The 13,931-nt window shown below is 45.8% G+C and carries 18 protein-coding genes; 6 read left to right on the forward strand and 12 right to left on the reverse strand.

Features of this window, described 5'->3' with window-relative positions; genetic code table 11:
* Nucleotides 1-169: 169 nt before the first annotated feature.
* From porB to DBY97_RS02040, 3 genes are all read right to left on the reverse strand, one after another.
* Entirely contained in the window at nucleotides 170-1,255 is a 1,086-nt protein-coding gene (gene porB / locus DBY97_RS02025; protein WP_107857259.1) for a trimeric porin PorB, read from the reverse strand.
* Between the two features lie 313 nt (nucleotides 1,256-1,568).
* Complete coding sequence (gene truA, locus DBY97_RS02035; RefSeq protein ID WP_107857260.1) at nucleotides 1,569-2,414, reverse strand: tRNA pseudouridine(38-40) synthase TruA; 846 nt, start codon at nucleotides 2,412-2,414, stop codon at nucleotides 1,569-1,571.
* A gap of 226 nt (nucleotides 2,415-2,640) precedes the next feature.
* Entirely contained in the window at nucleotides 2,641-4,626 is a 1,986-nt protein-coding gene (locus DBY97_RS02040; RefSeq protein WP_107857261.1) for a FimV/HubP family polar landmark protein, read from the reverse strand.
* Between the two features lie 353 nt (nucleotides 4,627-4,979).
* On the opposite strand from DBY97_RS02040, the gene DBY97_RS02045 reads away from it, so the two are divergent.
* From DBY97_RS02045 to dtd, 6 genes are all read left to right on the forward strand, one after another.
* A complete protein-coding gene (locus DBY97_RS02045; RefSeq protein WP_107857262.1) occupies nucleotides 4,980-5,513 on the forward strand; it encodes a septation protein A in 534 nt (177 codons plus the stop codon).
* Nucleotides 5,513-5,803: a YciI family protein gene (locus DBY97_RS02050; protein WP_107857263.1), complete on the forward strand. Its 291-nt coding sequence runs from the start codon at nucleotides 5,513-5,515 to the stop codon at nucleotides 5,801-5,803. The genes DBY97_RS02045 and DBY97_RS02050 overlap by 1 nt, the downstream gene beginning before the upstream one ends.
* Nucleotides 5,800-6,072, forward strand: coding sequence for a BolA family protein (locus tag DBY97_RS02055; RefSeq protein WP_107857264.1), 273 nt, complete (start codon nucleotides 5,800-5,802; stop codon nucleotides 6,070-6,072). The genes DBY97_RS02050 and DBY97_RS02055 overlap by 4 nt, the downstream gene beginning before the upstream one ends.
* A gap of 69 nt (nucleotides 6,073-6,141) precedes the next feature.
* The gene (locus tag DBY97_RS02060) at nucleotides 6,142-7,011 is read left to right on the forward strand and encodes a peptidylprolyl isomerase (protein ID WP_107857265.1); all 870 of its coding nucleotides are present in this window, start codon (nucleotides 6,142-6,144) and stop codon (nucleotides 7,009-7,011) included.
* A 44-nt stretch (nucleotides 7,012-7,055) separates the two neighbouring features.
* The gene (locus DBY97_RS02065) at nucleotides 7,056-7,820 is read left to right on the forward strand and encodes a peptidylprolyl isomerase (RefSeq protein WP_107857266.1); all 765 of its coding nucleotides are present in this window, start codon (nucleotides 7,056-7,058) and stop codon (nucleotides 7,818-7,820) included.
* A gap of 94 nt (nucleotides 7,821-7,914) precedes the next feature.
* Nucleotides 7,915-8,376 (forward strand): D-aminoacyl-tRNA deacylase, encoded by a 462-nt coding sequence (gene dtd / locus DBY97_RS02070; RefSeq protein ID WP_049331178.1) that lies wholly within the window; start codon nucleotides 7,915-7,917, stop codon nucleotides 8,374-8,376.
* A gap of 59 nt (nucleotides 8,377-8,435) precedes the next feature.
* Here dtd and DBY97_RS02075 read toward each other — a convergent pair whose 3' ends face one another.
* From DBY97_RS02075 to hisI, 9 genes are all read right to left on the reverse strand, one after another.
* Nucleotides 8,436-8,954 (reverse strand): gluconokinase, GntK/IdnK-type, encoded by a 519-nt coding sequence (locus tag DBY97_RS02075; protein WP_107857267.1) that lies wholly within the window; start codon nucleotides 8,952-8,954, stop codon nucleotides 8,436-8,438.
* A gap of 90 nt (nucleotides 8,955-9,044) precedes the next feature.
* Nucleotides 9,045-10,430 carry a GntP family permease gene (locus DBY97_RS02080; protein ID WP_107857268.1) on the reverse strand — a complete coding sequence of 462 codons (1,386 nt, stop codon included), beginning with the start codon at nucleotides 10,428-10,430 and terminating at the stop codon, nucleotides 9,045-9,047.
* A gap of 293 nt (nucleotides 10,431-10,723) precedes the next feature.
* Entirely contained in the window at nucleotides 10,724-10,945 is a 222-nt protein-coding gene (locus DBY97_RS02085) for a hypothetical protein (protein WP_107857269.1), read from the reverse strand.
* 43 nt (nucleotides 10,946-10,988) lie between these two features.
* Nucleotides 10,989-11,765 carry a twin-arginine translocase subunit TatC gene (gene tatC / locus DBY97_RS02090; protein ID WP_049331173.1) on the reverse strand — a complete coding sequence of 259 codons (777 nt, stop codon included), beginning with the start codon at nucleotides 11,763-11,765 and terminating at the stop codon, nucleotides 10,989-10,991.
* Between the two features lie 15 nt (nucleotides 11,766-11,780).
* A complete protein-coding gene (tatB, locus tag DBY97_RS02095) occupies nucleotides 11,781-12,443 on the reverse strand; it encodes a Sec-independent protein translocase protein TatB (protein WP_107857270.1) in 663 nt (220 codons plus the stop codon).
* Nucleotides 12,444-12,446: 3 nt separating this feature from the next.
* On the reverse strand, nucleotides 12,447-12,650 hold the full coding sequence (tatA, locus tag DBY97_RS02100) for a Sec-independent protein translocase subunit TatA (protein ID WP_003679438.1): 204 nt from the start codon (nucleotides 12,648-12,650) through the stop codon (nucleotides 12,447-12,449).
* A 41-nt stretch (nucleotides 12,651-12,691) separates the two neighbouring features.
* A complete protein-coding gene (locus DBY97_RS02105) occupies nucleotides 12,692-13,015 on the reverse strand; it encodes a histidine triad nucleotide-binding protein (RefSeq protein ID WP_049329536.1) in 324 nt (107 codons plus the stop codon).
* Between the two features lie 117 nt (nucleotides 13,016-13,132).
* On the reverse strand, nucleotides 13,133-13,456 hold the full coding sequence (locus DBY97_RS02110) for a phosphoribosyl-ATP diphosphatase (RefSeq protein ID WP_003679440.1): 324 nt from the start codon (nucleotides 13,454-13,456) through the stop codon (nucleotides 13,133-13,135).
* Between the two features lie 32 nt (nucleotides 13,457-13,488).
* Complete coding sequence (gene hisI / locus DBY97_RS02115; protein WP_371459853.1) at nucleotides 13,489-13,896, reverse strand: phosphoribosyl-AMP cyclohydrolase; 408 nt, start codon at nucleotides 13,894-13,896, stop codon at nucleotides 13,489-13,491.
* Between the last annotated feature and the right edge of the window lie 35 nt (nucleotides 13,897-13,931).

Consider the following 13,931-nt stretch of genomic DNA (forward strand, 5'->3'; position numbering starts at 1 on the left):
TTTAGCATATATTAAATAGAATGGAACCTGACTTAAATTTCCATAGACCGTCTGAAAACGAATATCGAAAATACTTTAACCTACCCCTGCAATGACAAAATACATTTCTTATAAAACAAAAAGAGCCTGTATAAAACAGGCTCTTTTTTCAGACTAATCTTAAGTCAGATTAGAATTTGTGACGCAGGCCAACAGTACCAGCAGTTTTCTCGTATTTGTAGTCGCCTTTGCCTTCTTTCAACCAACCGGCAGACAACAGGGCAGAAGTACGTTTAGAGAAGTCGTAGTCAGCACCAACGATAACTTGGTTGTAAGCGCTGTTCTTTTGTTTCACGCCTTCTTCTTTAGCTTTGAAACCGTGAGCGTAAGAAACACGAGGAGTTACGTTACCGAAACGGTATGCAGCAGTTGCACCAACTTCAGTACGTTCGTTTTTCTTAGCATTAGCAGCATCTTTTTTAAAGCCTTCGTATTGACCTACAACAGCAACCATCAGGTTGTTAGCATCGTAACCAGCAGTCAGACGGTGAGCCTGATGGTCTTTGTAAGTAGCACCAGCAGCCAAAGTAGTGTTGTAGCGGAAAGCTTTTAAGTGATCATCGCTCAAAATTGCACGTTTAGCATAAGAACCAGCATAGCGACCGAAGAAACCAGAGTTTTCATAGTTCAAGCCCAAGTCGTAAGAATCGCGGCTTTTTTCTTTGTGAGTATATTTGTCTTTAGAGTTAGCATTATCGCGAGGTTGGTATTGTACGCTTGCGCTGAAACCACCCAATACAGGAGTGTCGTAACGTACAGATACTTTGCGATCATCTACACGTTTGATTTTACCCAGTTGCAGAGCGTCTTCGTTAGCTGCACCAGATTCCCAAGGGTCGAAGCTATCGCTGCTGTCGTTCAGAGCAGTATTCAAGTTACCGGCACGAACTTTACCGAAACCGCCTTCCAAGCCCAAGAAAGATTCACGGTTAGCGAAACCAGAGTCAGTACCGGCGATAGAAGTTTTTTGTTCAACTTGCCAGATAGCATTCAAGTTACTACCCAAGTGTTCGTGACCTTTGAAACCGATGCGAGAACCGTAGTCAGCGATTTCAGTAGCAGTTTTCTTACCAACTTGTTTTTTAGATACTACTTTGTCTCCAGTTTTTACTTTAGAAATATCCACGCCGGCTTTGATTTGACCGTACAGAGTCACATCAGCCATAGCTGCAACAGGCAGAGCTGCCAAAGTCAGAGCAATCAGAGATTTTTTCATTGCTGTATTCCTTTTCTATTGTGAAGAAATAACTTAAGCAGACCGGACAATCCGCTTAGGCTTACTTTATCGCTGGAATCAGCGATTCCATGACTGTCACTATAATTGTTCCTCTCTAAAAAAACAAACTTTATTCAACTCCCTCCCACTACCGCAGAAACCAAATAAAGGTAGAGACAACCCAAATAATGGAAATTTATTATTTAAAATCAATGATAAATTTCTTTAAAACCAAGATTTGCATTTTTACAACACTTTATCAATTTACACATCAATCACGCTATTTTGTTGCTTTTATACCAACAATCCGCAGTTAGGCCGTCTGAAAATCATTATCCAGAACGCTCATCCACTCGGGTAGAGATAGTTGCGTCATGCCAAATTCACCAGGATAGTCAACACCGGTTAAATACAGACCATCAGACATAAAAGTTGGCGGAGCCATCAATCTACTTTTTGCGTGAAAGACCGACTCAAACTCATCTACACTGATTCTGCCACTACCCACATACACTAATGCCCCCATAATATTGCGTACCATATGATGTAAGAATGCATTCCCATGCAAATCAAGGCACAGATAGCGAGAAGTTCCACTAATACTTGTACTATATAGTGTCTTTACAGGGGATTTCGCCTGACATTCAGCTGCTCGAAAGCTGGAAAAGTCATGTTCACCCTCCAATAAGGCAGCAGCCTGCCTCATCAGATTTAAATCCAATTTCAAATGCGTCCACCCTACCCTGCCAACCAATAATGGAGAACGAACCGGTGAAGATTCCAATAAATAACGATAATGGCGACCATAAGCATCAAATCGGGCATGGAAATGAGGTGCAACTTTTTGCGCAACCAATACAGCAACACCATCAGGCAAATGTGCATTGACACCCCGCACCCATGCTTGCTCCAGACGACTTACTGATGTATCAAAATGCACTACCTGGGCAGTTGCATGCACACCCGTATCCGTCCTTCCCGCAACAATAGTATTAATTTGCTCCCCTGCTATTGAAGACAATGCCTGCTCCAAGGCCGTCTGAACAGTCGGCAAATCTCCAGCCTGTTTTTGCCAACCATAAAAACGGCTACCATCATAAGAAAGGGTCAAAGCCCAGCGCTGCACCAGATGCCCTGTTGTATTTGCTTGTTCAGTCATTTCTTATACTTCTTGTAAATTGATATTATTGCCTACGCTCAAGTAACGAATATTAAAAAGGCGTGATCAACACACGCCTCCATTATGTATTTCAGACGGCCTTCATCTTCAACCATCATATAAAGCTGAAATCTTACCCAACTGACAATAGACTCAGCCAAAATCTTGCTTTTTAATTTACCATAAAAAAGATGCCGTCTGAAACGGCATCTTCATTTACTGGTACTTATGCGCCAAGTTCTTTCATCAGTTTTTGGGCTTTATACAGAATATCGCCTTCAGCCTCTTCAATCAGCGCTTGCAATGTTTCTCGAGCCGCTTCAGGATCACCGATTTCGATATACATCTTAGCCAAATCATATTTGGCTTCAAGCGGTGCAGTCATGCCGACTGATTCTGAAACAAAGCCTCTTTCACTATTGCTTTTATCGGCAGCCACTGAAACATCTTCAGCTCCCCATTCCAATGCACCTTCTTCAATCACAAACTCAGAAGCAGCTTCTTCTTTCTCTACTTCTTCTTTGGTTTCTTGAATTTGCAAGTCTTGATCTTGCTTGACATCAAATGGCAGCACATGGCTATCTGAAGCCTCAGGGGTTTCTACCGTAAACTCGAGTGGCTCTTCATTTCTTGACTCGGAGACTTTTTTCTCTGCCGCCAAATCAAACTCAGCAAATGTATTTGCCTGCTCTTCTTTACGTTCCGGCATAACAACAGATACCGGCTGATACGGATTTTCCGGTTCGGGCTCGTACACGCTTTCTGTTGATTCGATACTATCCCAATCGGCATGGCGGCGTTGCTCTGTCTCAACATCATGCGTTACCGCACCTGAAAGAATACCTGCCTGACTATTGTCAATCTTACCTAAATCAAGTTTGACATCATCGATATTGGAAGATTCTTCTACTTCATTGATAACCACATCATCTTCAAAATCGTCTTCAATAAGCAGGCCATCTTGAGTTTTTTCAGACGGCATTACTTTAGTTGAAGCAGCCGCAGCAGCTGAAGCAGCAACATTTTTCTGTACAGCCTTCTTTTCATCCTTACGGCTTACAGGCGCTGCTTCTGGATCATCTTTGCGTTTACCGGCAGCTTTCAACAACAACCAAGCAGCAATAAGGGCTGCACCACCTGCCAACAACCATTTCCATAAATTGCCGTCTGATTCGCTTTCTGTTTGCTCCGCGACAGAATCAGTGGTTGCAACAGGCTCAGAAGCCACTACGTTCTCTTGAGCATCAGAAGCCATAGCTTCTTGAATATCGGACGTAGGAACAGTCGATGCGGCATTTTCATTAACCGCTGCAGATGCTGCTTGTTCTGTTTGTTCAGCTGAAGCTTGTTTCACTTCTTCCTGCTGCTGTGTATTTACGCCAGTATCTTTAACCTGGGCTTCAGTTTGAGCCTCTGGCTGAACAACAGGTTTTTCTATTTTAGCTTCTGTTGCATTGAAGGTTTCATTGCCTTTTTCTGCCGCTGTATTGGTTTTAACAGGAGCAGAAGCAGCTAAGCGTTGCAATTCACTACGATTTGGAATATTCAGCACTTTACCTGCCAACATACGGTTGGCATTATTATTGATAAACACATCCGGGTTGGCATTTACCAAAGCCTGGATGGTTTGATCCAAGGTCATACCTTGCGGACGGATGCTGGACGCAATGGCAATCAGGGTTTCACCCGTACGTACCAAATGCTGCCTGCCTGAACGTGCAGCCGTATCGTTTTTAGCAGGGGCCGTCTGAACTTGTTTTTTCTCAGCCTTACGCTGCACATCCTTACGCGCTTGAGTTGCCTGATTACCTACTGCTTTATTGTTTTTCGTTGCAGGCTGTTGGGCATTGCGTGTCGGCTCGGAGGATTGAGATTCAGCGACCGGACGAGTACGAACAGATGCAGCATCTTTAGAATCATATCCGGCCGGATCGATAATAGCGGTGTACTCACGAGATTGCGCGCCAACACCAACTTGGAAAACTAAAACAGGATCTTTGATGGCTTTAGAAGAGCGGATGGTAACGACTGCCTTATCGCCTGATTTGCGTACCGCCGCGCGCAAATTGCCATTTGAAATAGTGGCCTTGCCGCCATTAAGCAGAGCCTGAGCTTCCTCGCCAGTCACAGTGATACTGCCTGTAAAAGGCTCACCCAAATGAGATTGGACGTTCAAGCCACCCAAACCTGCAGAGGCACTGAACGATGTCATTAAAGCGATAGAAGCTGTAATTAATTTAATATTGTGATGTTTTTTCAAAACTGATCCCCTGTTCGGAAATTATGGTACAAACCAATGTGCGCGCATTTAACCATATATTTAGTAGATATTACGTCATGATATATTTTTAACCCACTCCTGCCAAGCAATAGAGGCTATTCAGCCTAAAATTCCTTAGCAAATCTATTACTTTTGCATGCTTGTGTTTCTTTTTTACAAATTTCACCAACCCAAAACAAATATTTTATATGGATATATGTGGTATTAAAGTCATAGGGAAAGGTGCAAAAAAACACATCTCCCTGTATGATTAGCATTTACTCAATTAGTTTCATCATTAATATATGAAGGTTTTGAGCGACTTATTCGCCGTATTCTTATTTTTCATCACATACATCATCACCAAAGACATGATTGCCGCAACAACTGTTGCGGTTATAGTCGGTATTGCCCAAGCTGCACTGACCTTTTGGAAACACCGCAAACTGGACACCATGCAATGGGTCAGCCTGATTTTGATTGTCTTTTTTGGCGGAGCAACAATTCTGCTGAAAGACAACCGCTTTATCATGTGGAAATCAACCGTTCTGTTTTGGATTGGCGCAATCGTCATGCTGTTCAGCCACCTTGCCGGTAAAAACGGGCTTAAAGCCGTCATGGGCAAAGAAATGCAGCTTCCTGATTTTGTATGGACGCGCCTGACTTATGCATGGATTGGCTTCCTGATTTTTATGGGGGCTGCCAACCTCTTTGTCTTTACGTATTTTCCAGACCAATGGGTCAATTACAAACTGTTCGGCACATTGGGTTTCACAATCATTTTTTCCATCGCACAGGGTATGTATCTGATGCGTTTCCAGTCTAAGGAGGATCAATAATGGAATATTTCATGCTTTTGGCCACTGATGCCGAAGATGTCTACGAAGCACGCATGGCGGCCCGCCCTGCTCATTTGGCACGCTTAGAAGAATTGAAAGCGCAAGGCCGTCTGCTGACTGCCGGCCCCAATCCTTTACCAGATAATCCGGAACGCGTTTCCGGCAGCCTGATCGTGGCTCAATTTGAATCTTTGGACGCTGCACAAGAATGGGCTGAACAAGACCCTTACGTCGATGCCGGCGTATACGCAGAAGTATTGATTAAACCCTTTAAAGCCGTGTTCAAATGAGCAATATGCGTCAAATGATTGAAGAACGCCTGCAGGCACTTGAGCCTGAGTTCTTTGATTTTGAAGATGAGAGCCATCTGCATGCCGGCCATGCCGGTAATAAAGGCGGCGGGCATTACGCCATAGTGGTGGTCAGCAACGCATTTGAAAACATTAGCCGCCTCGAGCGGCAACGTATGATTAAGCAGCTTTTACAAGACTTGTTTTCAGACGGCCTGATTCATGCACTCAGTATCAAAGCGGCCACGCCGGACGAATACTTCCATTAAGATTACTGCCCGAACTTTGATTTCCAATCATTAATTTATTTTCAATCATTAATTTAAACGAGAAATACGATGAAAAAAACCTACTTTGCTTCAGCCTTGATGCTTGCCCTGACTACCGGCACCCTGTTTGCCCAAACTTTGGTTACCGTCAACGGTCAAGCCATCGACAGCAGCGTTATCGATGACCAAGTTGCTTCCGTACGCGCCAGCAACCCGAACGTTCAAGACACTCCTGAATTGCGTCAAATGCTGACTGAACGCCAAGTTATCAGCACTGTTGTTACCCAAGAAGCTAAAAAATTAAAACTGGATCAAAGCGCTGAATTCAAAACTGCATTGGAGCAAGCGCGTGCCGATGCCGCCAAGCAAGGTGCAGATAAAAAAGCCACATTCAAAACCGAATGGGCAGTTTTCGAAAATGATTTGTTAGGCCAAGCCTTCGCAGCGCATATCGTCCGTCAATATCCTGTTCAAGAAAAAGATGTCAAAGCCGCTTACAACGACTTCAGCAACTTCTATAAAGGTACTCAGGAAGTCCAACTGGGCGAAATCGTGACCGACAGCAGCAACGCCCAAAAAGCCATTGCCGATTTGGATGCGAAAAAGAGCTTTGTTTCGGTATTGAACCAATACTCAATTGACGAAGCGGCCAAAAAAGCCGGCGGCATCCCTAAAGCTTATGTTCCGCTTAAAGATTTGCAAGAATCAGCGCCTCCGCTTTACGCTGCTGTCAAAGACCTGAAAAAAGGGGCACACACTAAAACGCCGCTGCAAAACGGCAATCTGTACGCTGTTTTCTATGTCAATGACCGTCGTAACGTTACCGTACCTTCTTACGAAATCGCTAAAAACGAGATTGGCAGCGACTTACAGGCAGCCCGTGTTGATGCGGCCATTCAATCATTACTGAAAAAAGCCAGCATCAAAGTCAACAAATAATATAACGTGCCCGCCGTGATAACGGCGGGCAATAAGGAACTCACATGAACATCAAGCCCAAAACTGCCGTTTTGGCTATCCTCGCCCTATCAACCGTCGGCTTGGCAACTGCCAAAGCACCTGAAATCGATCCCGCGCGTATCGACAGCATGGTTGCCGAAGTATTGAGACAGGCCGATCAACATCCCAACCAGACTGCCAAACCCGATGGTCAGGCAATCCGCAAAGATGTGGTTACACGTTTGCAGACTTTGGAAGTTTTGAAAAATGAAGCCATCAAGGCTGGTTTGGACAAAGATGCGGAAGTGCAAAATCAGTTAAAAAACGTCGAAGCTGAATTCTATGCCAACCAATACGCTGCTTATCTAGAACGCCAAACCGCGGTTGACGATGCCGAGTTGCGCCGTTTCTACGACCAGCAAACACGCGTTATCAAGCTGCAACAAGTCAACTTTGCGTCAGCCGAAGAAGTACGCGCCGCGCAAGAACTGCTGCTCAAAGGCTTATCATTTGAAGAACTGATGAAACGCTATCCCAACCCCGAACAAGAGTTCGATGGCTTCATCTCTCCACAGCAGCTTCCTCCTCAACTGGCTACCGCTTTTGCCGACATGAATCGAGGCGATGTAACACATGAGCCGATTCAGATGGAAAACCGTTTTTATCTGTTTAAACTCAGTGCCGTAGAGCGTAATCCTAATGCCGAACCTTTCGAACTGGTACGCAATCAGATTGCCCAAGCTGTCAAACGACAAAAAGTCGAGAATCAGATCGAAGGTATCTTGAAAGACAACGGCATTAATCCGTAAATTAATTCAATGGTTTCAGGCCGTCTGAAACCATATTTGAACACAGAGGGCGTATCTTACGCCCTTTTACAACTCATTGTATTCACAAAACATTATGCGCGCTGTTATCCAAAAAGTTACCCAAGCCAAAGTTGACGTTTTGTCCGAAGATTCCCGAGAAACCTGCGGCGAAATCAACAACGGATTTATGATATTGCTCGGTGTTACCCACACCGATACAGAAGCGGACGCCAAATACATTGCGGATAAAACCGCCAACCTACGTATCTTTGAAGACGAAAACGGCAAATTAAATTTATCGCTCAAAGATGTCGGCGGCTCAATATTACTGGTTTCCCAGTTTACCCTTTACGCCGATGCGCGCAGCGGCCGCCGTCCTTCTTTCTCTAATGCCGCACCCGCAGAACAAGCCGATAAGCTTTATCAATACACCGCACAACTTCTACGCGAACATGGATTGACTGTCGAAACCGGCAGATTCCAAACCCATATGCAGGTCTCCCTTTGCAATGACGGGCCGGTTACCTTATTGCTTGACTCGCAAAAAACATTCTAAATCCCATCAAAAAAGGCCGTCTGAAATATTTCAGACGGCCTTTCCATTTCTGATCATTACTAAATCAAGCCTTGCGCTTTCACCCAGTTCACAATATCTGCCTCAACGGCTTCAGGCGAACCCGGATTGTCGATTTTGACACCGTACTCATCCGCACCCAGCTCTTCCAAAATCTCCAGCTGCGAATCCAGCATTCCGGCTTTCATATAATGCCCCTGACGCGACAGCATACGCTCGAGATTGATTGCTTGAGGCGGAGTCAGATGGATAAAAGCTACCTTCCCTTCTGCACCACGCAGAATATCGCGGTATTGGCGTTTGAGCGCGGAACAAGTAACGATGGAATATTTTTCCCCACTTTTTGCCTGCTCCGTCATCCAGTCACGCAAATTGCCCAGCCATGGGTAACGGTCTTCATCCGTCAACGGAATACCGGCACCCATCTTGTCGCGGTTGGCTTGGGTATGGAAATCGTCGCCTTCGGCATACGGGCATTGGTTGAGATGTTTTTGCAAAGACAGCGCGGCAGTGGTTTTACCGCAACCGCACACGCCCATCATGACAAAATGTGTCGTCATTTTTCTACTCCTTGTTTATCTAGATTTTAACGGTATTTAAAAACGGGCGGATTGTGTTATCTCAAAGACACTATCCGCCCATTCTTCCGATTAAACCAAAACAAACAACACTGACGATAAAGCAAAACCGATGAGTGCAATAAGTGTTTGGTTGACCGTCCATGTCTTCAAGGTCGTCGGCACATCCATATTCAACAGACGGCCAACAAGCCAGAAACCGGAATCGTTAAAGTGGCTGCAACCAACGGAACCTGCCGCCGTAGCCAATACCACGCAAGTAATCTGCCAATCGCTGAAACCTGCCGCCTCAACGGCCGGTGCCATCAACGCGGCAGCGGTAGTCAGGGCAACAGTTGCAGAACCTTGCGCAATACGCAAAGCCAAAGCCACTAAGAAACAGCCCAGTATAACGGGAATATACAAGTGGGCCATGCTGTCGGCCAAAGCCTTACCGATACCGGAAGCACGCAACACACCGCCGAACATACCGCCTGCACCGGTAATCAAAATGACCGAGCAAACCGGACCCAATGCACCATCGATGGTTTTCTCCAAAGCGCTGGCTTTTTCGCCACGTTTGCCACCCAATACATACAGGGCTACCAAAACGGAAATCAGCAAAGCAATCGGGGTCGAACCAAGCATTCGTGCAAACTGCACCCAGCCTTCTTCCGCACTGACCATTTTCTCGCTGATCAAAGCAGACAAACCGGTATTCAAGAAAATCAACAACATAGGAATCAGCATAATACCGACGACGGTAGATGCTTTTGCAGGCGCTTTCGGTTGGTCGTTATCTTGCGTACCGCCGCTGAGCAGATCAGGAACGGGTACATGAATGCTGCGACCCAAAACTTTACCCAATAAATAGCCGCTGAAATACCAAGTAATCAAGGTAACAGGCAAACCCAAAATCAGCAGTTGACCAATATTTGCGCCATAAAATTCAGAAGCGGCAATCGGGCCGGGATGTGGCGGCAGGAAGACGTGCATGACCGAAAATGCGCCAATAGATGCCAACGCATAGGGCAAAACAGTTTGCTTCATGCGGCGTGCCGTTGCAAACACAATCGGCAACATCACCACCAAGCCGGCATCAAAGAAAATTGGAAAACCAAAAATCAAAGAAGCCACGCCTAAGGCAAACGGCGCACGTTTTTCACCAAAAATCCGAATCAGCGCATCCGCCAAAGATTGGGCCCCACCGGAAGTTTCCACCAAACGGCCGAGCATTGCGCCCAAACCGACCAGCAACGCCACGCTGCCGAGCGTGCCGCCAAAGTTTTTGACCAACACATCATTGACGATACTGCCCATAGGCAGGCCTGTTACGATAGCAGTCAGCAAACTGACCAATACCAACGTCAGCAAAGCATGAACACGCAGTTTCACAATTAAAATCAAAATCAGCAAAATTGCCGCCGCCGCAATACCGAGCAAGGTACCGGCACTCAGCGTTTGAGTCCAACCATCCATATTGAAGCCTTTCTCTGTAAGAAAAATACAAATTTATTAATGTTTTTTAACATATATGAATACGATAACACATTTACCCATGAAATCGTACGGCTGAATCCGACCAAAATATAAGCACCTATTTTTCCAAACCCTTTTTGTAAGATGCTTGAAAAATAAGGAGGACAAAGAAAAACAAGAACAATAAAAAGGCCGTCTGAAAAGTAGTTTATTTTCAGACGGCCTGACATCATACTTTTTAATAAAATAGAAACGAATATTTTTTTAATTACCTAAAATCAAGTATTTTCAGCTTATGTATTGGTAAAAATCACCCCATTTCCCAAACTTAATTCCGGAAGTTTGGTATTAAAATCCAGCCCATTGAGGCATGAGGGACTGTTACGCATTACTGCTTCGATTTTGGCAAAATCCTCGGTCGAAATTTTTAGTCGCATCAAAAGAATCTGGGGAGGCAATGTTTTACGATTCCCCAAACATCCATCATGCTTTTTCTTAAAAACTGAAAGTGCCATGATACAAAGGCCGTCTGAAAAATTCTTCAGACGGCCTTAATTCTTAAACTTCTGCCGGTGGTTGCGGTGTATCCTCATCTTCCTGCTGCGTTTTGGCCTTGGCAAAACGGCTGAACCAAATGCCTGCTTCGTAGAGCAGAATCAGCGGAACAGCAAGCAGGGTTTGAGAAATTACGTCAGGCGGCGTAATGATTGCGGCTACGACAAACGCACCGACAATCACATACGGACGGGCATTCTTAAGCTGTTCAGTCGAAACAATACCCATTTTTGCAAGCAACACCACAACGACAGGAACTTCAAACGTCGTACCGAATGCCACAAACATGCCCAAAATAAAGGACAGGTATTTGTCGATATCGGTCGCCATATTGACGCCGACAGGGGTTACACCGGCCAAGAATTTGAAAATAACGGGAAACACCAGGAAATAGGCAAACGCCATACCGACGAAGAAAAGCGTTACGCTGGACAACACCAGCGGCGTAATCAAACGTTTTTCGTTTTGGTATAAGGCAGGAGCGACAAATGCCCAGACTTGATACAGCGTGTGCGGCAACGACAGCAGAAACGCCGCCATCAGAGTAACCTTGACCGGCACAAAAAACGGCGCGATCACATCGGTCGCAATCATGCTGGTATCTTTAGGCAGATTGGCCATCAATGGTTCGGCAACAAAAGTATAGAGCTGCTGGGCAAACGGCATCATGCCCAAGAAGCAGACGACGATACCGATGACGATCCACATCATGCGGCGGCGCAGCTCGAGAAGATGCTCGATAAGCGGTTGGACGGGTTGTTCGTGTTGAGGTTCGGACACCGGTTGACTCACTTTTTACTTACGGACGCGCAGTTTGGGCTTGGCGTGGAATTTCGGGCGCATATCACGTTTGCGGCTCATCGCCTGCTTACGCAAAGAAGTCGTATGCGGCGGAGGAACATCGGCAACAGGGGATTCGATATAGCTGACTTCAACTACAGGAGCAGGCGAAACCGAAGCCGTCAAATACTCACGCCAAGCGCGGTCTTGCTCGGACTCGGCATTTTCAGCCTCGACAAGCTCTTGGGTTTGTACTGCCCCACCCTCTTCAGGAACTTGGGCCGCACTTTCATTTTCAGTGCTGCTTGGCGCCAGATCAGGCAAAGGATTGCCAAACTCATCTACACCAAAATCGGCAGGTGTTTTTTGTTCAGGCAGGCGTTCCCACGGCTTGAGGCCGTCTGAAATATCGCTCAGATTTTTTTGTGCATCGTTGCCCAAGTCTTTGATACCGTCGCGAAACTCAGATGCGGCAGTTTCAAATTCCTGCTTCACCTTGCGCAATTCATCCAACTCAGCCTGAGTGTTGAATTCCTGCTTGACGTTATTGACGAATCCTTGCAATTTGCCGACCAAACGCCCGGCCGTGCGCGCGGCTTGCGGCAGACGTTCGGGACCAAGCACTATCAGGGCGACAACGCCGACCAGCAGCAGCTCGCCCAAACCGAAATCAAACATGGATTATGCTTTGTCTTCGTCTTTTTTGTGTTCGATGACTTCGTCTTTTTTGGCATCTTTGCCGTCTGTACCTTCGTTCAGGCCTTGTTTGAAGTCATGCACTGCACCGCCGAGATCTTTGCCGACGTTGCGCAATTTTTTGGTACCGAATACCAAAACGACGATAATCAGTACGATAATCCAGTGCCAAAGAGAGAAGCTACCCATGATAAATCCTTGAATTTGTTTAATTTAAAAAGAGATAATAACTATGCGGGCGTACCCATGATATGGATATGCAGGTGGAAGACTTCCTGTCCACCGCCTTTACCTGTGTTGATCAGGGTTTTGAAACCGTCGGTCAAACCTGCCTCATGGGCGATTTGAGGAACTTTCAACATCATTTTGCCCAACAGGGTTTGATGTTCGGCAGTTGCGTGTGCCAGTGAATCGAAGTGCACTTTCGGAATCAGCAGCAGATGCACCGGAGCGGCAGGACGGATATCTTTGAAACAAAGCATCTCATCGTCTTCGTAAACGGTTTGTGCCGGAATATCTTTGGTTGCGATTTTGCAGAAAATACAATTATCCATAATGGCTCCAATGGCCGTCTGAAAACGGGCATAACGGGTTTCAACCCAAAAAGTGAAATCGTTTTGCCCCAAGAGACGGATTCTGAAACAGGTCAAATGCGAGATTGTAATATAAATTCAAGATTCTTTGCGAGAAGCTTTTTCCACCAACCCCGACAAACCTTGACGGCGCGCAAGCTCATTTACCACATCTTCAGCGCGCAATCCGTGATGCGCCAATAAAACCATGGTATGAAACCACAAATCCGCCACTTCGTAAACCAAATGTTCGCCACCGCCATCTTTAGAGGCCATCAAGGTTTCACCCGCTTCCTCGATGACTTTTTTCAAAATCTTGTCTTCGCCTTTGTGCAGCAGTTGGGCGACATAAGAAGCATCAGGATCGCCGCCTTTGCGCGAATCGATGACGTTTTGAATTTGGGTAAGGATAGTATCGGTCATGGTCGGTTTCTCTTATTTTCTTTCAGACGGCCTTAAGAATGTTTATGTCCGTAAATTGCTTCTTCGTCTTTCAACACAGCATCCACTATCTGCCATGCGCCGTCTTGCCAAACTTTGTAAAAGCAGCTTTCGCGCCCAGTATGACAGGCAATGCCACCGTTTTGTTCAATCAGCATGACCACTGCGTCGCCATCGCAATCCAGGCGCAATTCGTGTACTTTTTGCGTATGTCCGGACTCTTCGCCCTTCATCCATTGTTTTTGGCGGGAACGGCTGTAATAGTGGGCAAACCCGGTTTCTACGGTTTTTTGCAGGGCTTCGGCGTTCATCCAGGCAACCATCAGCACACGTTGTGTCTGCCAATCTTGGGCAATCGCGCAAACCAAACCTTTTTCATCAAATTTTACGGCATTCAGCAGCGTTTCGTTTATATTCGACATTCGCGTTTTTCTCCCATATTTTTCAGACGGCCTTT

This window comes from Neisseria subflava (assembly GCF_003044645.1).
In the GTDB taxonomy this organism is placed as follows: domain Bacteria; phylum Pseudomonadota; class Gammaproteobacteria; order Burkholderiales; family Neisseriaceae; genus Neisseria; species Neisseria subflava_B.